The 26,043-nt window shown below is 53.0% G+C and carries 16 protein-coding genes; 12 read left to right on the top strand and 4 right to left on the bottom strand.

The features are described 5' to 3' along the window. Positions 1-187 precede the first annotated feature (187 nt). Together LLF79_RS14675 and LLF79_RS14670 are read left to right on the top strand one after the other, a co-directional pair. Positions 188-946, top strand: a complete 759-nt coding sequence (locus LLF79_RS14675) for a M48 family metallopeptidase (RefSeq protein WP_008499735.1) — start codon at positions 188-190, stop codon at positions 944-946. Positions 947-1,155: 209 nt separating this feature from the next. Then, complete coding sequence (locus tag LLF79_RS14670; RefSeq protein WP_021242067.1) at positions 1,156-2,424, top strand: OprD family outer membrane porin; 1,269 nt, start codon at positions 1,156-1,158, stop codon at positions 2,422-2,424. A gap of 51 nt (positions 2,425-2,475) precedes the next feature. Here LLF79_RS14670 and speB read toward each other — a convergent pair whose 3' ends face one another. Beyond that, positions 2,476-3,396 carry an agmatinase gene (speB, locus tag LLF79_RS14665; RefSeq protein ID WP_008499737.1) on the bottom strand — a complete coding sequence of 307 codons (921 nt, stop codon included), beginning with the start codon at positions 3,394-3,396 and terminating at the stop codon, positions 2,476-2,478. Positions 3,397-3,844: 448 nt separating this feature from the next. Here speB and LLF79_RS14660 point away from each other — a divergent pair, with 448 nt between their 5' ends. The 6 genes from LLF79_RS14660 to LLF79_RS14635 all read left to right on the top strand — a co-directional run bounded on the left by LLF79_RS14660 (position 3,845) and on the right by LLF79_RS14635 (position 18,859). Next, a complete protein-coding gene (locus LLF79_RS14660; protein ID WP_008499738.1) occupies positions 3,845-4,405 on the top strand; it encodes a fimbrial protein in 561 nt (186 codons plus the stop codon). 63 nt (positions 4,406-4,468) lie between these two features. Next, positions 4,469-5,203, top strand: coding sequence for a molecular chaperone (locus LLF79_RS14655; protein ID WP_008499739.1), 735 nt, complete (start codon positions 4,469-4,471; stop codon positions 5,201-5,203). A 32-nt stretch (positions 5,204-5,235) separates the two neighbouring features. Then, a complete protein-coding gene (locus LLF79_RS14650; protein ID WP_227879752.1) occupies positions 5,236-7,818 on the top strand; it encodes a fimbria/pilus outer membrane usher protein in 2,583 nt (860 codons plus the stop codon). A gap of 6 nt (positions 7,819-7,824) precedes the next feature. Then, on the top strand, positions 7,825-8,835 hold the full coding sequence (locus LLF79_RS14645) for a fimbrial protein (protein WP_023294518.1): 1,011 nt from the start codon (positions 7,825-7,827) through the stop codon (positions 8,833-8,835). Between the two features lie 17 nt (positions 8,836-8,852). Further along, positions 8,853-10,586, top strand: coding sequence for a ShlB/FhaC/HecB family hemolysin secretion/activation protein (locus LLF79_RS14640; protein WP_023294519.1), 1,734 nt, complete (start codon positions 8,853-8,855; stop codon positions 10,584-10,586). Positions 10,587-10,600: 14 nt separating this feature from the next. Then, on the top strand, positions 10,601-18,859 hold the full coding sequence (locus LLF79_RS14635; protein ID WP_227879748.1) for a hemagglutinin repeat-containing protein: 8,259 nt from the start codon (positions 10,601-10,603) through the stop codon (positions 18,857-18,859). A gap of 52 nt (positions 18,860-18,911) precedes the next feature. Here LLF79_RS14635 and speA read toward each other — a convergent pair whose 3' ends face one another. From speA to LLF79_RS14615, 3 genes are all read right to left on the bottom strand, one after another. Beyond that, complete coding sequence (gene speA, locus LLF79_RS14630) at positions 18,912-20,888, bottom strand: biosynthetic arginine decarboxylase (RefSeq protein WP_008499744.1); 1,977 nt, start codon at positions 20,886-20,888, stop codon at positions 18,912-18,914. Between the two features lie 8 nt (positions 20,889-20,896). Beyond that, positions 20,897-21,028 (bottom strand): acid stress response protein YqgB, encoded by a 132-nt coding sequence (gene yqgB, locus LLF79_RS14625; RefSeq protein ID WP_127312443.1) that lies wholly within the window; start codon positions 21,026-21,028, stop codon positions 20,897-20,899. A gap of 354 nt (positions 21,029-21,382) precedes the next feature. Further along, entirely contained in the window at positions 21,383-21,553 is a 171-nt protein-coding gene (locus tag LLF79_RS14615; RefSeq protein WP_045335271.1) for a hypothetical protein, read from the bottom strand. A gap of 138 nt (positions 21,554-21,691) precedes the next feature. On the opposite strand from LLF79_RS14615, the gene metK reads away from it, so the two are divergent. The 4 genes from metK (at position 21,692) to endA (ending at position 26,043) form a co-directional block, all read left to right on the top strand. Beyond that, the gene (gene metK, locus LLF79_RS14610) at positions 21,692-22,846 is read left to right on the top strand and encodes a methionine adenosyltransferase (RefSeq protein ID WP_008499745.1); all 1,155 of its coding nucleotides are present in this window, start codon (positions 21,692-21,694) and stop codon (positions 22,844-22,846) included. Positions 22,847-23,287: 441 nt separating this feature from the next. After that, positions 23,288-24,685 (top strand): galactose/proton symporter, encoded by a 1,398-nt coding sequence (galP, locus tag LLF79_RS14605; RefSeq protein ID WP_008499747.1) that lies wholly within the window; start codon positions 23,288-23,290, stop codon positions 24,683-24,685. A gap of 58 nt (positions 24,686-24,743) precedes the next feature. Further along, positions 24,744-25,241 (top strand): SprT family zinc-dependent metalloprotease, encoded by a 498-nt coding sequence (locus LLF79_RS14600; RefSeq protein WP_021242073.1) that lies wholly within the window; start codon positions 24,744-24,746, stop codon positions 25,239-25,241. 94 nt (positions 25,242-25,335) lie between these two features. Continuing rightward, complete coding sequence (gene endA / locus LLF79_RS14595; protein ID WP_045909929.1) at positions 25,336-26,043, top strand: deoxyribonuclease I; 708 nt, start codon at positions 25,336-25,338, stop codon at positions 26,041-26,043.

The raw sequence follows: 26,043 nt of genomic DNA, 5'->3' as shown, positions 1-26,043 counted from the left end.
ACCCAAGCCGCAAGTCATGTACATGGAGCATTCTTTTGCTTGTTAAGAAATCTCTGGATCATGCTCGCATGTTGCGCAATCTGCTCGCCCGGCCCTGTAGATATTCCTTATACTTAGCCCGACACCGGCTTCGCTGACGGTGCACTTTTCGGATTTTATTCAGATTAACGAGTACGGAAGCAACCTCATGAAAATGCGTGCAATAGTGCTGGCCCTGGGTACAACGCTCCTGCTGAGCGGCTGTCAGAATATGGACTCTAACGGTCTGATGACGTCAGGCGCAGAGGCCTTTCAGGCCTATTCCCTGAGCGATGCGCAGGTAAAAGCGCTGAGCGACCAGGCCTGTAAAGATATGGACGGAAAAGCCACCCTTGCACCGTCTGACAGTACCTACACGCAGCGTCTGAATAAGATTGCTTCCGCGCTGGGCGATAACATCAACGGCCAGCCGGTGAACTACAAGGTGTACATGGCGAAAGACGTCAACGCCTTCGCGATGGCAAACGGCTGTATCCGCGTCTACAGCGGGCTGATGGACATGATGACCGACAACGAAGTGGAAGCGGTTATCGGCCATGAAATGGGCCACGTTGCCCTGGGCCACGTGAAGAAAGGGATGCAGGTAGCCCTGGGCACCAATGCCATCCGCGCAGCGGCAGCCTCAGCGGGCGGTATCGTTGGCAGCCTGTCGCAGTCACAGCTGGGCGACGTAGGTGAAAAGCTGGTGAACTCTCAGTTCTCCCAGCGTCAGGAGTCCGAAGCGGATGACTACTCCTACGATCTGTTGCGCAAACGCGGCATTAATCCATCCGGTTTAGCCACCAGCTTCGAAAAACTGGCCAAGCTGGAAGCGGGACGTCAAAGCTCCATGTTTGACGATCACCCTGCCTCTGAAGAACGCGCACAGCATATTCGCGACCGTATGGCCGCAGACGGAATTAAATAATTTCAGAAGGAGGCAGTTTTGCCTCCTTTTTATTTCGCATGAATTGTTAACTTAACAGCACGTATCGATAACACCCCTGAAAGCCCCGCAAAATCTGCCCTGTCACATCGAAACACCTGGTCACATAATTATTGCAAAGGTCACTTTTTCCGGTAATTATCCCCCCTGCAGTTATTCAATTAATATATCCAGACAGAGACGTTCCCTCCGTGAAAAAAGAATTATCATTAATTGCTTTAAGTTTATTTGCCGCATTACCTGCCGCTGCAAGTCAGCAATCCGACAGCCAGGGTTTTATTGACGACAGCCATCTGGACCTTTTTTTACGCAATGCGTATATCAGCCGTGATTATCATCAGGGCCAGCAGGACAAAGCCGAATGGGGTCAGGGGATCATCGCCACGTTTGCATCCGGCTATACCGAAGGACCGGTTGGCTTTGGTGTGGACGGTATTGCTCAATACGGCGTGCGCCTGGACGGCGGCCGCGGCAAGAGCGGCGCGGGCGGCATCGACTTCTTTAAGCAGGAAGACGACGGCCGGGCAAAATCCGATCTGGCAAAGTTTGGCGCAACCGCCAAAATGCGCATCTCGAATACCGTACTGAGCTACGGGAATCAGCGACCAGAATTGCCTATCGTGAATGCCGACAGCTCCCGCCTGCTGTTTGAAAGCTATACCGGCACCATGCTGACCTCAAAAGAGATCGATGGTCTGGAAATCAATGCCGGTTATTTCACGGACGAGCAGCGTAAAAGTGACGACCGCCACGACAGCGGGCTGAAGAGCCTCTCCTTCGGCGGCGCGAGCTACCAGTTCAACGACCAGTTCAGCGGCGCGCTTTACGCCTCTCACAATGAAGAGGTGATGAACAAGCAATATCTGGGCCTGAACTTCAAACAGCCGTTCAGCACCGGGCAGCAGCTGGTGCTCGACTTCAACGGTTATAACTCCCGTCTGGACCAGAGTTATGCGGACAGCCTCGACACGGGCCGCAGCAACGCTATCTGGAGCCTGGCGGCGAGCTACATCTGGGATATTCACACGTTCAAAGTGGCGTACCAGCAGAGCAGCGGCAGCACCGGCTACAACTACGGCGGCTACCGCGACCAGGGCGGCGTGGGTGATGGCGGTAACACCATCTGGCTGGCAAACTCCTACTGGTCTGATTTTAACGGCGAAGATGAACGTTCCTGGCAGGCATCCTACGGTCTGGACTTTGGTGGCCTTGGCCTGCCGGGTCTGAGCTGGACCACCGCCTACGTGCGCGGGGACAACATCAAAACCGCAGAAACCAGCAACGGCAAAGAGCACGAGTGGTTTAATCAGATCCAGTACCAGGTGCAGGATGGTCCGGCGAAGGATCTGAAACTGAAACTGCGCTATTCCGTACTGCGCGTCTCCAGCAACGCCAGCGATTATAACGTGGGCGGGGACGAGATCCGCGCTTACGTGGAATACCCGTTTAACGTGTTTTAAAGGCAATAAAAAACCTCTCCAGGGAGAGGTTTTTTTTACGCCAGAAGAGGCTTATTCGCCTTTTTTGGCTGCCTGGATGTAGAGCATTTCCAGAGCCAGGGTCGCTGCGGCCAGCGCAGTGATCTCGGACTGGTCATACGCAGGCGCCACTTCCACCACGTCCATCCCGACAATGTTGAGATCCTTCAGGCCGCGCACCAGCTTGATGGCACGGTCTGAGGTCAGGCCGCCGATCACCGGCGTACCGGTACCCGGTGCAAATGCCGGATCCAGGCAGTCGATGTCGAAGGTCAGATACACAGGCATATCACCCACGATCTGCTTCACCTGCGCGAGGATGTCATCAACACCGCGATCGTTAACCTGACCCGCATCCAGCACGGTGAAGCCGTTGTCTTTGTCGAATTCAGTGCGAATACCGATCTGCACGGAGTGGTTCGGGTCGATCAGACCTTCGTTCGGCGCGGTGAAGAACATGGTGCCGTGGTCAAACTCACAGCCGTTGGCGTAGGTGTCGGTGTGGGCATCGAAGTGCACCAGCGCCATTTTACCAAAGTGCTTCGCGTGGGCGCGCAGCAGCGGCAGGGTCACGAAGTGGTCGCCGCCGAAGGAGAGCATGCGCTTACCGGCAGCCAGCAACTTCTCGGCGTGGGCCTGCAGCTTTTCGCTCATCTCACGCGCGTCGCCAAAGGCGTACACCAGGTCACCGCAGTCCACCACGTTCAGACGCTCGCGCATGTCGAAGTTCCACGGGAAGCGGTTGTGCTCCCAGGCCAGGTTAGTGGAAACCTGACGGATCGCCGCCGGGCCATGACGCCCACCCGCACGGCCTGACGTTGCCATGTCGAACGGCACGCCGGTGATCACCCAGTCCGCGTCACTGTCGTACGGCTGGAAGTTCATCGGAAGGCGTAAAAAACCAAACGCGTTAGATACCAGAGAGTTATCGTACTGATGACCTAAAGTGCTCATGTCCTGTCCTCGTATCATAGATAGACGATCGTTGCTAAAGGTGAAAAAAAATCCCTTCCGCGTCGTTAAGCCCGACGAGGAAGGGATCGTTTCATATCGTAATGCTGTATGGCGCTAAGAATAGCGCCTGAATCCATTAAATTCAAGCGACTCATAAATACAACATATATAGACAACCCATCCTATTCACCAAATAAAGCCATAGCCATAAAAATATTATAATCTTTACAATCCATATATTTTCCAAGTGAATATTTAATTCATCCCACCATCTATTTCGCCCTTGTAATTCAAAGAAAAAAACACCTCATACCATATTCATACATACATAAACAGCATGAGACAGTCTCAATTCGGAATTTATTTAGTTTCATCCTGTGGTTTTCTCTTTTTTTACTCCCTACAATCCCGCCGCTTTATTAAAATTTATGTCTAAATGGAATTATCTATGAACAAATATTTAAAAATTGGTCTTTTTACCATTCTGGCGGGAGCGGGTTCTGCAGCAGCGGCCGAAGATGGCACAATTACCTTTGACGGAACGATCAGTGACGCCACCTGTATTATTACAGGCGGTGACGCACAGGGTGAATCCACCTCTCCTGATTTCACCGTGCATCTGCCAAGCGTCAGCACCACCGCGCTGGCCACTGCGGGTCAGCGCGCGGGAGACACGCCATTCTTCATTAAACTGAGCGGCTCAAATTGCACCAACAACAAAGTCGCCAGCGTCTTCTTCGAACTGGCACAGAGCACCAATATCAACACCGCGACCGGTAACCTGAAAAACACCGTTACCACGGGTGGTGCCGATAAAGTTGAAATCGGTCTGTTAGATTCCAGCAAAGCTGTTTTGGATCTGAATACCGCAAACAATAACCCGAAAACAGCGGTCATTTCGGGTAATACCGCTCGCTTCGACTACTGGGCGCAGTACGTTGCCACTGGCGGTGCGGCAACGGCCGGTAAAGTCACCACTGACGTCATTTATTCCATTAAGTATCAGTAAGACCTTTGAGCAGTGGGAGTGATCCCACTGCTTTCCCTGCCACATTTAGGAACGTTGAGCCTGATGGTCAGTAATATTCTCAAAGTAATGTTAATGGTGACATTGACGTGGTTCCCCTGCGCCAACGCCACTATACAAATTTTAACAACTCGTGTGGCATTCAATGCAAACGAGAGTGAACAAACCGTTCGCGTAAATAACCTCAGTAAAAACCCGGAGCTGGTGCAGGTCTGGCTTTCCAGCACCGACAAAACCGATGGGACGGAGAAGGAGAATCTTCCGTTCTTTATCAACCCTCCCGCTGCGCGCGTAAACGGTCAGAAAGGGAAAGTTTTCCGTATATTCCAGACAGAGGAAGCCGCAGGAAAATACCCGAAAGATCGTGAAACCCTGCTCTGGCTAAACGTGCTGGATATTCCACCTGAACTGCCGGAAGAGGCGGATCGGAATCAGATAAAAATGGCGTTCCGCACGATGATCAAATTTTTCTATCGCCCTGCGGGCCTGAAAGGCAATCCCATGCAGGCGGGCGACGATCTGAAGTGGGAACTGCGTAAAGTGGCAAAGGGCTACGACGTGGTGGGAACCAATAATTCGCCTTTCCACGTGAGCATGACGAGCGTGTGGCTAACGAATGCCGACAATAAAGACATTGAGATCCCCGGTGACATGATTGTCCCTTATGGAACGCTGGTTTATCACTTTCCGCAGGTGAGCGCAGTGAGTGGACGCGGCATATTTAAATACAATTATATCACTGATTTAGGCGCATATATTAAGCGCACCTATAACTTTTAACTTTTTATACGTTCTACCTTTCGGAAGGTCAAATGTCCGCACGCCATAATAAATACAGGCTTCTCAAAAAAGCGAAAAGTACCCTTGGCCAGATAATGATTCTGGCATTGTGCATTTCAGGCCAGGTTAACGCAGAAACAGAAAAAAAAGCGGTAAACTTTTCTCGCGGCTTTATGAATTTCTATGACAGTGGATTAGACCTTAGCCAGTTCGACGGGGTAGATAAAATCCAGCCAGGTGATTACAAACTGGAAGTATTTAGCAACTTGCGCAAATTAGGAACCTGGCCCATTTCATTTATTCCGGCAAACAATACGCAGGGCGTAAATGCCTGCATGACGCCGGAAATGATTATCCGCTTTGATGTCGATACCAGCAAACTGCCGGAAAACTGGAAGACGGGCCGCTGCCTGATCCTTGAAACGCTTATCCCCGGCGCCACCGTCACCTACAACCAGGATGATGAGCGCCTGGATGTCACCGTTCCGCAGGCGATGCTGCTCAATACACCAGAGGGTTATATCAGCCCTGAACTATGGGATGACGGTGAACCTACCCTCATGGCCTCCTACGCGCTGAGTGGTTCAAGCACGCGCAACCGTGAGTTAGGTGAAACCAGCAACTATCTCTTTGGTAACCTGCAAACCGCTATGACGCTCGGTGCGTGGCGTTTTGTAACCTATGACACCCTGAACCTCGGCAATGATATTGAGGATGAAGGGGTCGATCATCTGCAGGCATTTGCCAGCCGGGGAATTGCGGCCTGGCAATCTGAAGTGGTGCTGGGCGATCTCAACACCAGCGGGGAGATGTTTGATACAACGGCCATTCGCGGCGTCAGACTCGCCACCGACGATCGCATGCTGCCGGACTCCGTGCGCAGCTATGCGCCTGTCGTTCGTGGTTTTGCCAACAGCAACGCGACGGTCACCATCAAGCAGTCCGGCAGTACCCTCTATGAAAAAGTGGTTCCCCCAGGCGAGTTTGCCATCAGCGATCTCTATGCAACGGGCTACAACGGCGATCTGGAAGTCACCGTCAAAGAGACCGATGGCACCATCAATACCTTTACCGTCCCCTACTCCAGCGTTCCGCAGCTGCTGCGCGAAGGCTATTTTCGCTATTCGGTCTCCTCGGGTGAAATCCGCAACACATTTCTTGCCGATGATCCGTGGATGACGGAAGGCACGCTTCAGTACGGTTTGCTTAATAATCTGACCGGTTACGTAGGCGCTCAAACCGCGTTTGATGGCGATTACAACGCCCTGCTGGGTGGTGTGGCTATCAATACCCCGCTGGGGGCATTAGGCCTGGACGTTACCCGCTCTTATACGAACTTTAACTCCAGCACCGGGAGCGATGACTGCGGCTCACTGTGTGACATGTCCCTGCGTATCAGCCTTGCTAAAAATCTTTCCGAAACCGGGACAAATTTCAGCCTGGTGGGTTACCGCTACTCCAGTAAAAATTACTACTCGCTGTCGGATGCCGTCAGCGTGAAGCAGGCGCTGGAGCATGGTAACGACCGATATTTACCCGAACGCTATCGTGAACGCCTGGAAGCAAACATCAACCAGATGCTGCCTGCGGGTTGGGGAAGTTTCTACGTCAGTGGTTTCATCGGCAACATCTGGAACGATGAACTGGGCCGCACGGAAAAATCCAACTACGCGCTGGGATACAACAACCGGTTTGGCTCGTCGACCTGGGGCATTTCGCTTGGCCGAACCAACAATGAAGACGGTGGTCACGACGATACGATCTACCTGAGCGTATCTATGCCGCTCGGCCATCGTTATGAAAAACAGGCTCGCCTGGGAGCAAACTTTAGCTACAACAGTGATGAGGCCACCATCCGCACCTCGCTCAGCGGCTCGACCGGCGAGCGATCGCAGTATGGCTTTAGCGGCTACTTCAGCGAGTCCAGCAGGCCAGAAACCAACTTCGGTACCAACCTGTCTTATGTGGGCGATATCGCTTCCGGCGGCGTCGCGTTCAGCCAGTCCCTCCATAGCTTCATGGGCGGTCTGAACATGAACGGTGGCGTGGTTGTACACCGTGGCGGTATCAATTTGACCCCAACGTTAGGCGACACCATTGGCGTGATAGAGGCCAAAGGCGCTGAAGGGGCAAGAGTTTACCCTGATTCAAATGCGGTCATTAAAGATAACGGCTACGGGATTGTCGGCTATCTGACGCCTTACAGATACAACGATGTCTTCATTGATCCAAAAGGTACATCAATGAGTGTCGATGTAGAGGATACGCGTAAGAGCATTGTGCCAACCGCCGGTGCCGCCGTGCATATCAAAATGGAAACACAGCAGAAGCAACAGACCTTTGTGCGCTTCACACATGCCTCCGGGCAAAAGATCCCCTTCGGCGCATCCATTACCGATGGTAGCAATACCACGCTCGGTATGGTCGGACAGGGTGGCCTGGCAATGCTGACCTTACCTGAACCTGGCAAGCCGATCGTTATTAAATGGAATAGTAATAAGGTGATGAACGCGTGCTCAGCAGAAGTCAATCACCTTTCTGATAACAGAAACACCCGCAACATGAATAAAGCGGCCTCCTTTAATGCGATAGATATTCTCTGCAAAGGCCTTTAACAGAAAATGAATAAATACATTACTACTCTGCTTTATCTCGTTTTATTATCCGTTTTATGGATGTTTACCCTTGAAGCAAAAGCCTCTGCGTGCAGACTCGAAGGCGTGGAAAAGGTTTTAAATATTACAGACGACATTACGTTAAACCCTGCGGATAAAGGCTCCACTGGAACGGTCTTATGGTCGAAAACGTATACTGCACCTAACATCAAATATATCTGTGATGAATCAACGCAAACGCAGTGGCACACCGCTTACAGCCGAAATTATCTCTCTTCCTCGGTAGATAAAGTCTATACAACCGAAATTCCGGGTATCGGTATTCGGATGAAATGGCCAGCCAACGCAGGGAACACCTGGGTGCCGGGTAACTCCGGCTCTCCGGTGACCTGCAGCCCGAGCTGTTCTATCGACAACAGCACCGTATTGGTAGAGTTCGTGCAGACAGGTAATATTAATCAGGGAGAATCCGAGATCCCTGCCGGCGAAATGGTTAACGTAAAAGTCAAACCTTTGCTCACGCCAGAGGATGCGCTTCGTATTCTTACTATCAATTTCTCAGCGCCAATTAAAGTAAATACGCGTTCATGTTCCATTTATCCCTCGTCGACCAACGTCGATTTGGGGACCTACAGTATTGCCTCATTCCAGAATACGCTAAATTATCAAGGTGATAAAAAGGACTTTTCTATTACCATCACATGCCCGGAACAGGCACAAGTTGGCTTAACTTTCTCTTCCCTGATCAATACCAAATTCGCATCAATGAACGGTCTTTTGGGCGTCGAGACCGGCGAAGGCTACGCGAAAAATTTCGCGATTATGGTTTACGAAAAATCCAGCCCGTATGTCTCATCGGCCCTTGTTCTTGGAAAAGAATACCCTTTCCAGGTTTCATCCCGCTTAACTAAAAACTATCAGGCCCAGATATTCGTTCCTGCCGAGGTTAATCGCGAAAACTCATTAAGTGCTGGCAGGGTGGTCGGCGCAATTCAATACACCATGGCTTTAAGATAATTATCAAGGAGAGATTCGTGCTTCAGCGTTTTTCAAAATATGCACTTTTATTAGTGCCGTTCATTCCTGTGGCTCACGCTACGGCGGCACTCCCTGGTCAGCAAAATAAACAGGAACTGGATCGTCTCGAAAGACAAACCAGCCAGGCATTAATAGAAGAAGCCAAGCGGACCGAGCAGTTAATCCAGCAACAAAAAAAAATGCGCGAAGCCGGAGATGAAACCCTGGCCAGCAGCGACTCGAACTGGAAATTTCAGGTCAATCATATTGTCATCCTTGATGATACGCAGTTTGACAACTCACCGCAGCGTCAGGCGATTATCGATCGCTATGAGGGCAAAATGCTCGGTCGAACAGAAATATTTGAACTGGCCAAAGAACTGACCGATTTTTATATTTCTCGTGGTTATGCCACGACGCTGATTGGTGTTGAGCCCGGTAATATCAAAACGGGCACACTCTCTCTGCGGGTGATGTGGGGAAAAATACACGATCTTAAGGTTAACGGGCAAGCGCCGTCCTTCCGTGAACGCACGCGCATGTTCACTGCCTATCCTTTTGCGAAAGACAAGATTCTGAACATGCAGGATGTCGATCAAATGGTCGAAAACCTGCTGCGCGTTTACCCTAACGACAATATTGAAATTCAACCGTCTGTTATAAACAGCTATTCCGATCTTAATCTGCTGCACGTGCCTGCATTCCCTCTTTCGGTCACCGCGGGTCTTAACAACTCTGGCTTTAAGGCTGACGGCTGGCAGCAGTATTATGGCAGCGTAACCGCTAAAAACATTGCCGGCATCAATGATATTTTCAACGTTTATTATTCATGGAATAACCTGAAGAATAACCAGGATAATCAGGATTCGTGGTCAACGAGTTACAGCATCCCACTGGGTTATTGGTCGTTTGACGCGCTTTATTACAAATCCAGCTACGACAAAACGCTTGCCGGCAATAACGCCAGCTACGCTTCTGACGGAGATTCTGACCGTGCTTCTCTGCGTGTCAGCCGCATGCTCGGCCGTAACGCCACGGGTAAAACCAGCTGGTGGGCAAAAGTTGAAAGACGTAATAGCAACAACAGCATTGAAAACCAGCGTATAGACGTCAGCTCTAAAACCTATACCTCGATTTCGTCGGGCGCTACCTGGGTCGGCGCTCTGATGAACGGCTGGTTCTATGGCGATGTGGGCGTGACGGCAGCGGTTCCCTGGTTTGGTTCCGCCTGGAAAAACGATGCCGACCTTAAAGGGTTTGACCTTGATTACGTCAAGTACAACGGCATTGCCAGCTGGACGCGTCCGCTTTTTCAGTCTGGCCGTTTAGGTGGCGTGTATGAACTCAACGCAGGGTTCCAGTACACCCCGAACGTACTGGTTAGCGATGCAAAATTAACGCTGGGCGATGAATTCACCGTACGCGGCTTCAAGGACGATAGCCTGCTGGTTGATAGCGGCGGCTGGATCGCCAATACCCTGCAGTTTCCATTCGATGTTGGCGTCGGCGGTATCTATCAGCTTATTCCCTATGTAGGTTATGACCTGGGCTTTGCCAAAGATAATTGCCCTAAAGGCGTCAACGTATGTGATAGCCAATTCATGATGGGTGGCTCTGTCGGGATTAAAGCTACCGGTAGCCATTTTTCAACGTATGTCCTCGCGGGCTGGCCTATAAAAAAACCAGATTCACTGGAAGAGAATACCGTCGATAACACGGTCGTTTATTACAAGATGGAAGTAACGTTCTAATTTAAGGAATTTTTATGAGCAATAATAAAACCTCAAAAACGAAGCTAACCGCAGGGAATTTGCATAAACACCTTTGCCCACTTTTTATTTCAATAGCGGGTATTCTCGCAGCTAATGCCGAAGCCGCAACGGTGCCGGATGCCAGCCAGAGTAAAGGGCCAACAATGGGTCAGGCGGCTAACGGCACGCCAGTCGTGAATATCACCGATCCGAATGCGAAAGGCGTCTCGCATAATAAATTCGACCAGTTTAACGTTGATAAAAATGGCCTTATTTTTAACAACAGCATGCAGGATGGTGTGTCTAAGATCGGGGGTTACACGGTTAAAAACGCCCAGCTTGAGCATGAAGCAAAAGCAATTATCAGTGAAGTGACGGGAGCCCAGGCGTCCTATATTAACGGGACGATGGAAGTCTTCGGCAGAAAAGCGGACGTGATCGTTGCTAACCAAAACGGTATTAGCGTTAACGGCGCCACCACCATTAATGCCAACAGCCTGACGTTGAGTACCGGTAAGGTGCAGATGAAAGAGGACGGCAACTATAAACTAGCTGTTGAAAAAGGCACCGTGTCTCTCACAGGGCAAGGCATTTCTACCGAAGGGCTAAGCTACTTCGACATTGTCAGCCGAAGTGCAAAACTGGAAGGTGAAATTGCCGGCCAGGCGGACGTTAAGGTAGTTGCCGGGCAGAACGATTACGATCTCTCCAGCCGCCAGCACACGACTCGCGCCACGGGTGACGGCCATACGCCGGATGTCGCGATTGACGGTCGGGCGATGGGGTCAATGTACGGTGGTAAAATTCAACTTATCAGCACCGAATCCGGCGCAGGCGTCCGTCATGAGGGCAGTATTATTGCCACGGGTGACATTGAGATCAGTGCGAACGGCGACGTGACGCTGACAGGCTTACGCAGCGATAAAAATGTCACTGTCAGCGGCAACAATATTGCCCTGAACAAAAACAGCAGCGGCACCGGAAGTACAGAAGCGCAAAATAATATTATCCTGCATGCGCTCTCTGGCATGACGGTGAATAACGACGTTATCTCCCGTAACGGCACAATCCGAATTGATGCCTCAACCCTGCTGCAAAATACGGCTGCTATCATTGCGCAAAACAGTGCCACAACAGCGGTACCCGCCATTCAGATTAATGTTGCCGGGCAGTACACCCTTTCCGGAAAACTAAAAGCGCTGGATGCTAACGGCGCTGTCATTTCCGGTGGCGTCGTGACGTTAAAAAATGGCGATTTTGTCGTCATCCAGAATGGCCAGCAGGTGCCCTTCAGCACCCTCGTCTCCGATGCGGAGATCGTCAGCAACAGTGGTAATGTCAACGTTACCGCGGGCAGCATGACTAACAATGAAGGCGTTATTCTCGCGAAGAAAGGGACGCTGCAGTTCAACCTGACCGGTGCGTTTGAAAACAAGGGTTCCGTCAGCGCCACAGGGGATATCTGGATTGCATCAGGTTCAATGAAGAACAATGGCATCCTGTATGCCAGCAACGCCCAGACGCTGTCTGTCGGCCATCTCGACAACGCAGGCCGCCTCTACGCGGATAAAAACCTGGTTATGACCGCCAGCACCCTGAACAACAGTGGTCATATTGGCGCTAATAGCGGTGAGATGCGCATTAAGGTCAACGGTGAGGTTTCAAACAGCGGCACCCTGAGCGGTAACGATGCGCTGATCTTCATTGATGCCGACGGTAACATCGTCAACGACGGCACCATTGCCAGCAACAAGCATGACGTGACGGTGGCATCCGGCGGCGACACGCTCAGCAATACCGGACGTATTGCAGGACGTAATGTCTCCACCCAGCCCCGTAAAGCCAGTGCAACCGTCAGTAACAGCGGCACCATCAGTGCCAGCGAGAAACTGGCCATCGCAACCGCGAATCTGAAAAACCAGGCCGGCACGCTGAGTGCGACCACTGACATGCAGCTTGATGTCAAAAAAGAGCTACAGAATAGTCAAAAAGGCAGCATTATTGCCGGGAAGAACCTCACCATAAAGGGTGACGGCGCGCTGGCAGTACACAATGACGATGGGCTGATCCAGGGCGATAATATCAATGCCAGCGGAATTTCCACCCTCTCTAACACCCATGACGCGCTGATCGCGGCAAGAGAAAACCTCTCCGTTACAGCGACATCGTTGCTTAACGACGCCTCAACCATTCAGGCCGGTAGCCTGACGCTCGATCGCGTCAGCACCGTCGATAACCTTAACGCCGCCACGCTGTATGCCAGCAAGACGCTGCAACTTACCCATCTCAACACGCTGAATAACACCGGCAGTTTTGTGATTTCTGACGGCACGCTGTCACTGTCCGATGTGAACACCCTCAATAACACTGAAGGTGCAACGCTATTCGGTGCTGGAAATACCACGCTGAGAAACGTAGGTACCCTTAATAACAGCGGCGCATCGATGATTAAATCGGATAATGCGCTCTCGATCGCGACGACCACGACGCTTAATAACAGCAGCGATGCAGTGATTGCCTCTGAGGGCAATCTGAATATCAGCGGCGTGAAGACGTTAAACAACCGCTCGGTGATTATCGGCAATGGCAATATCGCGATCGATGCCGTTGAGGAGCTGAAAAACGACGGTGTGGTTCAGGCAGGTCTGGATCTGATTATTCGCAACGTCAAAAACCTGGCCAACACAGGTGAAGGGCATGTTTTAGCTGCACTGCGTAACCTGACGATTGAAGACGTTGAGTCGCTCATCAACAGCGACGGCGCGGTCATCTCCGCCAATATGCAGACGGTGCTGAACGCCATCGGCGTTCTGACCAACCGCACGGCCGGTGTCATTCAGGCTGTAAACGGCCCGCTGGAGATTGTCGCCAACACGTTGAGCAACATTGGCAGCCTCACCGCAGAGGACGGGCAGCAGTCGGTGTCCACTCTCGTGGCGGGCGGCGACATTACGATCAATGCGCAAAACATGCTTAACACCGAACAGGCGGTGATTGTGTCGACGCAGAGCGATCTGTCAGTTAATGTCGCTAATAATCTGATCAACGCCAATGCAGCGGTACTATCGGGTGCCAACAATACGAACCTTAACGTAGCGGGCGGGACGATTAGCAACGAAAAAAATGCCCTGATCGCCGGGAATAACATCACGATTAATGCCTCGCAGCTGAATAATCATGATTCCGGCACGACCTCTGCCAGAAACGACCTCAACATCCATACCGGTTCATTCAATAACATCAATGGCATCCTCGAAGCGGGTCATGATTTATTGCTCAAGGTAAAAGACTCCATCGCGCTGAATGACAATAACCGCAGTATTCGTGCAGGTCATGATATGACGCTCAGCACGGAAGGTACGCTGTACAACAACACCATGATGGAAGCCATCGGCAACCTGACGCTCCAGGCAGACGGTAAGGTGATCAACAGCAAGTCTGTGGTCACGGGGGGTGATTTACACATCAACGCTAATGAGGTAATGAACAACAGCAACAGCCTGCTCTGGTCGTTAGGGAAGATGGATATTAATGCCCACGACGGTGCCTTTGTTAATGACTATAACGGTAACGTGCTGAGCATGGGTGACATGTCGCTCATCGCGAAAACGATTATCAACTCCGCCGGGATCATTCGCTCCGAACAGAACATCAATATTGATGCGGCCTCTCTGGAAAACCAGAGCACCTATACGGGTGGCACCATTTCGCAAACCCAAACGCAGGATGCCGTGGGTCAATGGGCCGGTATTGATAATGTGATGACGCAGGTCAGGATTACCACGGTTCTGCACATCCCGGTTCTGGCGTCAGATATCGCTATGAGTAAGCTCGGCGAAATCAGCGCCGGGAAAGATATTAATATTAACCAGCGCGGCATTTTCGACGAAAAAGAGGTTAAAAATAACGGCGGCCTGATCCAGGCGGGACGTGATATCACCATCACGGATAATCTGCTGAACTCGCCAACCTATACCTCCGAATCCATGTATGACTATCTGAATCTCATCCTTGAGCAACCGATAGTACTGACCGACTACTGGAAGGTGGCAGCAGAGCACTACACGACGCTGACCTTCAACTCGCTCTATCAATACCTTGATTTCATCTTTGGTGACGGCGCACCTGCAACCAAAAGCGGTACCCAGGATCCAAACAGAGAGCGTAGCTATAAATCGCTTCTCGACGCCGCGAATGACTCAACCCAGCTCAACTACGTCATGAGCAAAGTGTTTGGTGAAACGTGGAATTCGCAAGATTACGCGACCCTGAACACGGCATGGCATAACCTGGTAAGCAATGACACCAGCATTACCCCTCTGAAGACGAATATGATCTACTTCGTGCCTTCAGAAAAAGGTGAAATCACGGCGGGTCGTAACTTTACGCACAATGGCGGCACGCTGGATAACGGCCTGGCTAACGCTGGCACAATCAAAGAAAACGCCAAAATTGAGAATATCGACGTGGGTGACTACACCATCGACACCGCCGTCGCGGGCTATGATGTTGCCATCAATACCAAAAAGCTGAATGAACTGGCCATGGGGATCAGCCCACTGCCGACCATCAAGGATTTGGTCTCTCTGCCGGGCATGTTTGAAGTCACTGACGAATTCAAAAAAGCCTCTGAGGCGGCGAAAAACGGTACCGAATACAGCGGCCCGGCCAACCACATCATTCCGATTTTCGAAACGCGCCCGGAAATGATCGATCAGAGCAAGTACAGCGGCTCTGACTACTATTTCGACAAGGTGGATTACACTACCACCGAAACCGTTAACGTCATTGGCGATAACTACTTTATCTCCGAACTGATTCGTCGAGAGATCAGCCGCTCCGTAGGCAGCATGTTTGCGATACGAGACGGTCTTGAAGGCGATGCGCTGGTACAAAACCTGATGGATAACGCCGGTATTGCGGCGAAAAACAGCGATCTAAATCTGGTGGTGGGGCAGCCTCTGAGCGAAGAGCAGCGCAATGGGCTAACCCAGGATATCGTCTGGTTCGTGAGCCAGAACATCAAAGGGACGGAAGTGCTGGTGCCGGTGGTCTACCTTTGCCCTGAAACCCTTAGCCAGCTGGCTAACGGTGATATCAGTAAAGGCACAGCGTCCATTGCAGCCGGAAATAGCCTTTCAGTTGATGCCACCGCCATTAACAACGTGAACGGTACCCTCTCCTCTAAGGGTGACGTCACGCTGAAATCCAAAGAGGATATTAACAACATCAGCAATGCGACAGATGCTGGCATCTCGGCGGGCGGTAACGTCTCAATGACGTCGGAAAATGGCAGCATTGCCTCAAACGGCGCGGCAGTGAACGCCGGTGGCGACATTGACATGAAGGCTGAAAAGGGCGACATCACCCTGACCGCATCTGTCGGACACGGCGAAGACGGCAAGCAGAAGATTCATGCGCACGATGATGGCGTCACCGTAGGCGGCAGTATCAACATGCAGGCGAAAACCATCACTTCCAACGCGGCTGATATTACGGCAGGCCAGGACGTGAATATGAAGGCGAGCGAAGGTGACGTCACCTTCAACGACCTGCATCAGATTGATTCTAACCGTACCATCAATACCGAGATCAACGGTCTGTCCAGCTATACCACCACCGACACCAAAACGGTGACCGGCGAAGCTATCGGCGCAACCGTCAAGGCTGGCGGCAATGTGCAGATTGATGCCAGCAAGAATGTGGTCATCGAAGGCGGCAGCATTGACGCGAAAAGCGGCTCCATCAACGCGGCAGAAAACGTTGAGATAAAGACGTCTGAAAACGTGTCCGCTGAGGAACACACCACACAGTCTCGCCAGTTTGTTGCTGAGGCCGGCATCAGCGGCGCCGGTAAATCCGCCTCGGCTTCCTACGGCAAAAACGAGGGCACCACAAAAAATACCACCTCTGGCGACTACACCAGCGCAGGCGGTAATTCTGAAACCTCCGCGATTGGTGCCAAACCGGGCCGCGCACCGATCACCGATACTGCCGGTTTCAGGGTGGGTATGGAAGACACAACCGATACCGTGTCGACCCAGAGCAAGCAGAACACCAACGCGTCCATTAATTTTACCGATTCCGGTTCCGTAAATGCAGGAAAAACGGCGGATATTGGCGGCGCTGACCTCTCCGCCGGAGATAAGCTCAGCATTAACGCGAAGGATGTCGCAAGCACCAAATACGAGGATGAAACCAAAACCACCGTCACACATAAAGACCGCTTTATCGGTGTTTCAGGTGAGGCCCACAGTGCGGTAGTTGATGCGATCGACAAAACCGGGAATCTCATTGATAAATCGCAGCAAGGCCAGTCGATTAACAGCGGAACCACGACGGCGGAAGTGCTGGGCGATGTGTCCAACATCATGCTAAACGATCTTGCTGGCGGCTCCGTCACTTTCGGCGGGAACACGACAAAAACGAAAGAAACGCGCACCGCAACGGCGGAGAATACCACCAATATTAATGCTAAAAACGTCAGCATTAATTCGACCAACGATACCACGCTCAACGGCGTGAACGTGAACTCGCAGAATACGGAGATCAATGCGGGTGGTAATGTGGACATTAACGCAGCGAAATCAACGACCTCTTACACCAATGAAACCGAAAAACACAAAGGCGGCCTTACCGCAGGCGTGGGAGTGGATATAACCGGCGCAAGCGGCGGTATTTCAGTCGATTACAACGGCAGTACGGAACACGGGTCGGGTAACTCTACGTCGTATAAGAACAGTACTATCAACGGCAACACGGTGACAGTGAACGCTGGCGGTGATATGAACATGAAGGGCGCTAACATCGATGCAGAAAAAGCGGATGTTAACGTTGCAGGCGATATGAATATCACCTCCGTGCAGAATACCGAGCACACCGAAAGCAGCCGCGGTAACTGGGGCGCTTCTGTGGGCATCTCCGTCTCGGCAGCGGGCATCATCCCGAACGCGTCCGTCAACGGGGGCGGCGGCTCTGAAAGTTACGATTCGTCTAAAACAGCGAAGCAATCCGGTATCAGTACCAGCGGCGAGCTGAATGTGAAAACCGGAGGCGACCTCAATATGACCGGGGCTAATCTGGTATCTCAGGATGGCACCGGATCGGTGAACGTTGCGGGTGATATCAATGCGAAAACGCTGGAAGACCACGTTGAGCAGGATGGTCTGTACGGCGGTGGCGGCATTGGCCTGAGCAATGGCGTAGTGCCTTCCGGTAACATCTACGTCGACACCGTGGATGAAATTCACTACAACGAAACGCAGAAATCCACTATCGCCGTGGGTGACACCACCAGTGCGGCAGTGAATGGCGATCTCAATACCCATAAAGATGAAATGTCGGTTGTCACGCGTGATGAGAAAGAAGCAGGAAATAACATTTCCTACACGCTTGCCGATCCGGGGATTCGTAAGAAGAAGAAAAGCGGCGCTGACGCAGACAGCGATACTTCAGCGAAGCCGGATGACGGCCATACGGACGATGGCGGCTGCCCTCAGAAGTGTACGCCGACTAAGCCAGGCTCAACGCAGCAGCAGACGACAACCACGACGCGTACAACGTCTGATTCTCAGCATATGACGATTGAGAAAACGACGGCGACAACGACCTCCACGTCCGCCTCTTCGGTGGTCCATAAGGAGGCCGTCGCGTCTGAAACCGCACGCAGTGAAGCCGTGCCAAACGTTGCGCCGTCAACGTCCCAGCCGCTGACGCCAAAAGCGAAACCAGAGGCCGCAACGGTTACACCAAAAGCGAAACCAGAAGCCACAACGGTTACGCCAGTGAAGAAATGGGCCGTACCGGAAACTAACTATCCGGTGCTCTCTCCGGGCTCTGCAACGGGTAAAACCGGTAAAGACATGCCGAAAACACCGGACCACAGGAAGTGGAATGGCGACATGACCAACGGCGTTGCGCCATCCAGCAACACCAAAGGCGATGACGTCAAGCTCTCGCCGGGTTCGTCCACCGGTCAGACCGGGATGGATATGCCGAAAACGCCGGAACACAAGCAGTGGAATGGCGACATGACCAACGGCGTTGCGCCATCCAGCAACACCAAAGGGAATGACGTTAAGCTTTCTCCGGGGTCGTCCACCGGTCAGACCGGGATGGACATGCCGAAAACGCCGGAACACAAGAAGTGGAATGGCGACATGAGCAAAGGTGCGATGAACGCGCGTCCACAGTGGAAGGCGTTGCAAATCGATCGACCGATTGATATCTATGCTCCGGTAACCATTACCTTCACCGACGAGCAGTACAGCTAAAACAAAAGGGTCTGACTTTCGTCAGACCCTTTTTTAACGCCCCTTTCGAACGTTATTCGTCTTCCAGATACGTATATCCGTACAGACCCGCTTCAAACTCTTCCAGGAACTGCTGCTGCAGCGCATCGTCCAGCCCGGTGTTTTTCACCTGGTCGCGGAACTGCGTGAGCAGGGTTTTCGGATCCAGCTGAACGTATTCCAGCATGTCCGCCACGGTATCCCCTTCGTCAGACAGCTCAACTTCCACGCTGCCGTCAGGGAAGACAAACACGTCAACCGCCTCGGTATCGCCGAACAGGTTGTGCATGTTGCCGAGGATCTCCTGATACGCGCCGACCATAAAGAAGCCCAGCATTGGCGGGTTCTCCGGGTCGTATTCCGGCATTGGCATCGTCGTGGCGATACCGTCGCCGTCCACGTAGTGGTCGATGGCGCCGTCAGAGTCGCAGGTGATGTCCAGCAGTACCGCGCGACGTTCCGGGGCGTGATTCAATCCTTCCAGCGGCAGAACCGGGAACAGCTGATCGATACCCCAGGCATCCGGCATCGACTGGAACAGCGAGAAGTTGACGTAAATCTTATCCGCCATACGCTCCTGCAGCTCGTCGATTATCGGACGGTGGGCGCGGTTGCTCGGGTCGAGCTGCTTCTGCACTTCATGGCACATATTCAGATAGAGCTGCTCTGCCCACGCGCGCTCCTGCAGGCTGAAGGTGCCTGAAGAGTAGCCGACGTGAATGTCGTGCAGATCCATCTGGCTGTCGTGCAGCCATTCGCGCAGGGAACGACGCGTGCCGGGCTCGTGCATCTCCTGCCAGGTTTCCCACATGCTTTGCAGGGAACGCGGGGCATCGTCTGCCGGCGGCGTCGCTTCGGTGGTTTCGCTGCGCTCAACGCCGATAATGTTAGAGACCAGCACCGTATGGTGCGCGGTCACCGCGCGACCGGATTCGGTAATCACCGTCGGGTGCGGCAGGCCGTTCTCTTCACAGGCGTCGCCGATCGCCCAGATGATGTTGTTCGCGTATTCGTTCAGGCCGTAGTTCACGGAACAATCAGATTGTGAGCGGGTCCCTTCATAGTCCACGCCCAGGCCGCCGCCCACGTCGAAGCACTGAATATTCACGCCAAGCTTGTGCAGCTCAACGTAGAAACGCGCCGACTCTCGCACGCCGGTGGCGATATCACGAATGTTGGCCATCTGCGAGCCGAGGTGGAAGTGCAGCAGCTGAATGCTGTCCAGACGCCCACGCTCGCGCAGAATTTCTACCAGCTGCAGCACCTGGTTGGCCGCCAGGCCGAACTTGGATTTTTCACCGCCGGAGGACTGCCATTTTCCGGAACCCTGCGACGCCAGACGCGCACGCACGCCAAGGCGCGGCACCACGTTCAGACGCTCGGCCTCTTCCAGCACGATAGCGATTTCAGTCATCTTCTCGATAACCAGATAGACCTTGTGGCCCATCTTCTCGCCAATCAGCGCCAGACGAATGTATTCGCGGTCTTTATAGCCGTTACAGACGATCACTGAACGGGTCATCCCCGCATGCGCCAGCACGGCCATCAGTTCGGCTTTTGAACCTGCCTCCAGCCCCAGCGGCTCGCCGGAGTGGATCAGCGATTCAATCACGCGGCGGTGCTGGTTTACCTTGATCGGGTAAACCAGGAAGTAGTCGCCTTTATAGCCGTAGGATTCACGCGCGCGTTTGAACGCGGCGTTAATCGAACGCAGGCGATGTTGCAGGATCTGCGGGAAGCAGAACAGTGCAGGCAAACGCTGGCCCTGAGCCTCACGGGCTTTCACCAGTTTGGCGAGATCCACGCGCGCTTCAGGGACGTCGGGATCCGGGCAGACGCTGATGTGGCCCAGTTCGTTGACGTCGTAGTAGTTATTGCCCCACCAGGCAATATTGTAAGTGCGCAGCATCTTGCTGGCTTCCTCGGAGCTCATCGCAACCTCCTGCATAGAACGTAGTACACCCTGTTCGCCCGCTGACGAAGGCGAAAAAGAAGACATGTCGTCAGACATAGCGAACCTCAACTCTTTGTATTAAGTGTAAAACAGTTGACTACTATCGCAGCGTTATACGGCGATAACAACCCATAAACGGCTCCGTTTCCCAGCAGAGTATGCTGAAATCCAGACCGTGCGACCGGTTTCTTATTCATATCATTGTAAAACACGTATCCGAACTCTGTATGACAAGGTTCGGCGAAACCACGAGAAAACTCTTGTATTAACAAGAGCGCCCTTGTTCAGTTTTCACAAAGCGTGACCGGCCCTGGAATCCTGAGAAGCGCCGAGATGGGTATAACATCGGCAGGTTTGCAGACTAGAAATGCGGGTTGCGGGAATCAAATGCGCGCCAGAACGGCTGCGCTGAATTAGCGGAAAACGATGGTTCATTATCTCGTATCACCTCCACGGCCGCCTCTGCTGAAACGGACCCCAAGCCAAAGCTAAAAGTTCACTGCTTTACCCGGCTGGAAGTGGCGACACGATGAGTTCATCGAGCGCTTATTTTATATGAGCCGCGCGCCGCGTTTTATACCGAGAAGGGGGCTAAAAAGCAAAACAAAAATGCGCGTGTTGCCAGCACCGTCAGGAATTTTTGCCAGCAGCAATTTCAACTGAGTGAGAGATGAGTCAAAAAAAACTGGAAATCGGGTGAAGAAGTGACCTAAAATAGCCATCCAGATGTTAATCCATCTATACTGATTAACACTCATACTGCCAGTGTCAAAAACCTGCAGGCCTTGGTAGAATTATCTCCTTTGGCTATTCCACACAGCAGCTTGAGCTAACCAAATTCCTCTTAGGTGAAATAAAACATGGCAAAACACCTGTTTACGTCCGAGTCCGTATCAGAAGGACATCCTGATAAAATTGCTGACCAAATCTCCGATGCGGTGCTGGATGCGATCCTCGCGCAGGATCCAAAAGCACGCGTCGCGTGTGAAACCTATGTCAAAACCGGCATGGTTCTGGTTGGCGGTGAGATCACCACCAGCGCATGGGTTGATATCGAAGAGATCACCCGTAACACGGTGCGTGAGATCGGTTATGTGCATTCTGATATGGGCTTTGATGCCAACTCCTGCGCGGTACTGAGCGCAATTGGCAAACAGTCTCCAGACATCAACCAGGGCGTTGACCGTGCCGATCCGCTGGAACAGGGCGCGGGCGACCAGGGCCTGATGTTCGGCTATGCAACCAACGAAACCGACGTGCTGATGCCAGCGCCGGTCACCTACGCACACCGTCTGGTGCAGCGTCAGGCTGAAGTGCGTAAAAACGGCACCCTGCCGTGGCTGCGCCCGGATGCGAAGAGCCAGGTCACCTTCCAGTACGACGACGGTAAAATTGTCGGTATTGACGCGGTGGTTCTGTCTACCCAGCATGCCGAAGATATCGATCAGAAATCCCTGCAGGAAGCAGTGATGGAAGAGATCATCAAGCCGGTTCTGCCAACCGAATGGCTGAGCAGCGCCACCAAATTCTTCATCAACCCGACCGGACGCTTTGTTATCGGCGGCCCAATGGGTGACTGCGGCCTGACCGGTCGTAAAATCATCGTTGATACCTACGGCGGCATGGCGCGTCACGGTGGCGGTGCATTCTCCGGTAAAGATCCATCAAAAGTGGACCGTTCTGCAGCGTACGCGGCACGTTATGTGGCGAAAAACATCGTTGCTGCCGGCCTGGCTGACCGCTGTGAAATTCAGGTTTCCTACGCTATCGGCGTGGCTGAACCCACCTCCATCATGGTGGAAACCTTTGGTACCGAGAAAGTGCCTTCAGAACAGCTGACCCTGCTGGTGCGCGAGTTCTTCGACCTGCGTCCATACGGCCTGATTCAGATGCTGGATCTGCTGCACCCAATCTACAAAGAAACCGCTGCATACGGTCACTTTGGTCGTGAACATTTCCCATGGGAAAAAACCGACAAAGCCGCCCTGCTGCGTGAAGCTGCCGGTCTGAAGTAATCGACTGACATCGCTTTTAAAAGGCCAGCCCTCGGGCTGGCCTTTTGCATTTGTGCGATCATCCTTGCCCGGCGGCGCTTCGCTTGCACGGGCCTACGAGTTTTGGGCATTTGTAGGCCGGGTAAGGCGCAGCCGCCACCCGGCAGAAAGGTGTACTCTTTGGAACCGATTACACCGCACCGGTGCCCCTCCGCTTTCAGAATATTCTCTTTGCATGATCGCCATTCTTCTGCTGTTACATTCCCTTTCAGTTAAGTCTGAAATATCTCCTTTCGCGATGCGCCTCACTTCATTTACCTCTATATTTTCAAAGCTTTAATTTTATTTACGGTTGCACACGAGTGTAACCGATTACACCTATGTGATTAATCTCACATATTTTTACGGGTCGCTCACCTACCCTTACCATCAATAAAACTGATAACCCAACTGGAGGGCATAATGCCTGACAATAAAAAACAGGGGCGTACGTCCAACAAGGCGATGACATTCTTCGTCTGTTTCCTCGCCGCCCTGGCAGGATTACTTTTTGGCCTGGATATCGGCGTGATTGCCGGTGCATTACCTTTCATCACTGACGAGTTCCAGATTAGCGCTCACACCCAGGAATGGGTGGTCAGCTCCATGATGTTCGGTGCGGCCGTTGGGGCCGTCGGCAGCGGCTGGCTCTCCTTCAAACTCGGACGTAAAAAGAGCCTGATGATTGGCGCGATCCTGTTCGTGGCCGGCTCACTCTTCTCTGCCGCAGCGCCTAACGTTGAGGTCCTGCTGGTTTCCCGCGTGCTGCTCGGTTTGGCCGTGGGCGTGGCGTCCTATACCGCCCCGCTCTACCTGTCTGAAATCGCGCCGGAGAAAATCCGCGGCAGTATGATTTCGATGTACCAGCTGATGATCACCATCGGTATTCTCGGTGCATACCTTTCCGATACCGCGTTTAGCTACAGCGGCGCATGGCGCTGGATGCTCGGCGTGATCATCATCCCTGCAGTTCTGCTGCTGATTGGCGTCTTCTTCCTGCCGGACAGCCCTCGCTGGTTTGCTGCAAAACGCCGCTTCCACGATGCCGAACGCGTGCTGATGCGCCTGCGCGATACCAGCGCAGAGGCGAAAAACGAGCTGGAAGAGATCCGCGAAAGCCTGAAGGTCAAACAGTCCGGCTGGGCGCTGTTTAAAGAGAACAGCAACTTCCGCCGGGCGGTGTTCCTCGGCGTGCTGCTCCAGGTGATGCAGCAGTTCACCGGGATGAACGTCATCATGTACTACGCGCCCAAAATCTTTGAGCTGGCGGGTTATACCAACACCACCGAGCAGATGTGGGGGACCGTCATCGTGGGTCTGACCAACGTGCTGGCGACCTTTATCGCCATCGGTCTGGTGGACCGCTGGGGACGTAAGCCAACCCTGACGCTGGGCTTCCTGGTGATGGCGGCCGGTATGGGCGTCCTCGGTACCATGATGCATGTGGGCATTCACTCCCCAACCGCCCAGTACTTTGCGGTAGGCATGCTGCTGATGTTTATCGTCGGGTTTGCGATGAGCGCCGGTCCGCTGATCTGGGTGCTGTGCTCTGAGATCCAGCCGCTGAAAGGGCGTGATTTTGGTATCACCTGCTCTACCGCAACGAACTGGATTGCCAACATGATCGTCGGCGCAACGTTCCTGACCATGCTCAACACTCTGGGCAATGCCAATACCTTCTGGGTCTACGCCGGTCTGAACATCTTCTTCATTGTGCTGACTATCTGGCTGGTTCCGGAAACCAAACACGTTTCGCTGGAACATATTGAACGTAACCTGATGAAAGGTCGCCCGCTGCGCGAAATCGGCGCTCACGACTGATCCTCTTGCGGGAGGCGCCTCTTGCGCCTCCCCGCTTCCCGCTTTATTCTCTGCCCCTATGAAAGCTCCCCGTCTCCCCATCGCCATTCAGCAGGCCGTTATGCGCAGCCTGCGGGAAAAACTCGCCCAGGCGAACCTGAAGCTTGGTCGCAATTACCCTGAACCCAAACTCGTCTACCAGCAGCGTGGCACCTCGGCCGGTACCGCCTGGCTGGAATCCTATGAGATCCGCCTGAACCCGGTTCTGATGATGGAAAACCAGCAGGCGTTTATTGATGAGGTGGTGCCGCACGAGCTGGCGCACCTGCTGGTGTGGAAACACTTCGGACGCGTCGCCCCCCACGGCAAGGAGTGGAAGTGGATGATGGAAGCAGTGCTCGGCGTTCCGGCGCGCAGAACCCATCAGTTCGAGCTGGAATCGGTGCGCCGCAATACCTTCCCCTACCGCTGCCAGTGTCAGCAACATCAGCTTACCGTCCGCCGCCATAATCGCGTGGTGCGCGGCGAGGCAACCTACCGCTGCGTGAAATGCGGCGAGCCGCTGGTGGCGGAATAATTATCTGAACGTTCAGGAACTTTCCTGATCTGACTGATTGCATACAGGAACAACATTCGTTACGTTGCGGGCTCGTTTTGACACGGAGTGTAAGATGTCCCGTAATTTTTCTCTCGCGGTCGCCTTTCTGACGACGGCGCTCTCAGGCCACGCCCTGGCCGACGGTATCAACAGTTTCTCTCAGGCCAAAGCGGCCGGTGTTAAGGTCAACGCCGACGTGCCGGGCGATTTCTACTGCGGCTGTAAAATTAACTGGCAGGGTAAAAAAGGGGTCGTTGACCTTGAATCCTGCGGCTACAAGGTGCGTAAAAACGAAAACCGCGCCAGCCGTATTGAATGGGAACATGTCGTTCCGGCATGGCAGTTTGGCCACCAGCGCCAGTGCTGGCAGGAAGGCGGACGTAAAAACTGCGCCAAAGATCCGGTTTACCGCCAGATGGAAAGCGACATGCATAACCTACAGCCCGCGGTGGGCGAAGTGAACGGCGATCGCGGCAACTTCATGTACAGCCAGTGGAACGGTGGCGAAGGCCAGTACGGCCAGTGCGGTATGAAGATTGATTTTAAAGAGAAAGTCGCCGAGCCCCCTGCCCGCGCGCGCGGCAGCATTGCCCGCACCTATTTCTATATGCGTGACCGTTACGATCTCAACCTTTCCCGCCAGCAGACGCAACTGTTCAACGCCTGGGACAAGCAGTACCCGGTGACGGAGTGGGAATGCCAGCGCGACGAACGTATCGCCAGAGTCCAGGGGAATCACAACCCTTACGTCCAGCGGGCTTGCCAGGCGCAAAAGAGCTAA

Origin of the sequence: Enterobacter cloacae complex sp. 2021EL-01169, assembly GCF_020733125.1 — a bacterium.
Taxonomy (GTDB): Bacteria; Pseudomonadota; Gammaproteobacteria; order Enterobacterales; family Enterobacteriaceae; genus Enterobacter; species Enterobacter roggenkampii.
Note: the sequence above shows the minus strand (reverse complement) of the source record. Positions and strands in the feature narration are given on the sequence as shown.

Bases quoted from the DNA above. Each gene is read 5' to 3' on its own strand.
- LLF79_RS14675 (WP_008499735.1), top strand. From the start codon at position 188: ATGAAAATGCGTGCAATAGTGCTGGCCCTGGGTACAACGCTCCTGCTG.
- speB (WP_008499737.1), bottom strand. From the start codon at position 3,396: ATGAGCACTTTAGGTCATCAGTACGATAACTCTCTGGTATCTAACGCG.
- LLF79_RS14660 (WP_008499738.1), top strand. From the start codon at position 3,845: ATGAACAAATATTTAAAAATTGGTCTTTTTACCATTCTGGCGGGAGCG.
- LLF79_RS14655 (WP_008499739.1), top strand. From the start codon at position 4,469: ATGGTCAGTAATATTCTCAAAGTAATGTTAATGGTGACATTGACGTGG.
- LLF79_RS14650 (WP_227879752.1), top strand. From the start codon at position 5,236: ATGTCCGCACGCCATAATAAATACAGGCTTCTCAAAAAAGCGAAAAGT.
- LLF79_RS14645 (WP_023294518.1), top strand. From the start codon at position 7,825: ATGAATAAATACATTACTACTCTGCTTTATCTCGTTTTATTATCCGTT.
- LLF79_RS14635 (WP_227879748.1), top strand. From the start codon at position 10,601: ATGAGCAATAATAAAACCTCAAAAACGAAGCTAACCGCAGGGAATTTG.
- speA (WP_008499744.1), bottom strand. From the start codon at position 20,888: ATGTCTGACGACATGTCTTCTTTTTCGCCTTCGTCAGCGGGCGAACAG.
- yqgB (WP_127312443.1), bottom strand. From the start codon at position 21,028: ATGAATAAGAAACCGGTCGCACGGTCTGGATTTCAGCATACTCTGCTG.
- LLF79_RS14615 (WP_045335271.1), bottom strand. From the start codon at position 21,553: ATGGCTATTTTAGGTCACTTCTTCACCCGATTTCCAGTTTTTTTTGAC.
- metK (WP_008499745.1), top strand. From the start codon at position 21,692: ATGGCAAAACACCTGTTTACGTCCGAGTCCGTATCAGAAGGACATCCT.
- galP (WP_008499747.1), top strand. From the start codon at position 23,288: ATGCCTGACAATAAAAAACAGGGGCGTACGTCCAACAAGGCGATGACA.
- LLF79_RS14600 (WP_021242073.1), top strand. From the start codon at position 24,744: ATGAAAGCTCCCCGTCTCCCCATCGCCATTCAGCAGGCCGTTATGCGC.
- endA (WP_045909929.1), top strand. From the start codon at position 25,336: ATGTCCCGTAATTTTTCTCTCGCGGTCGCCTTTCTGACGACGGCGCTC.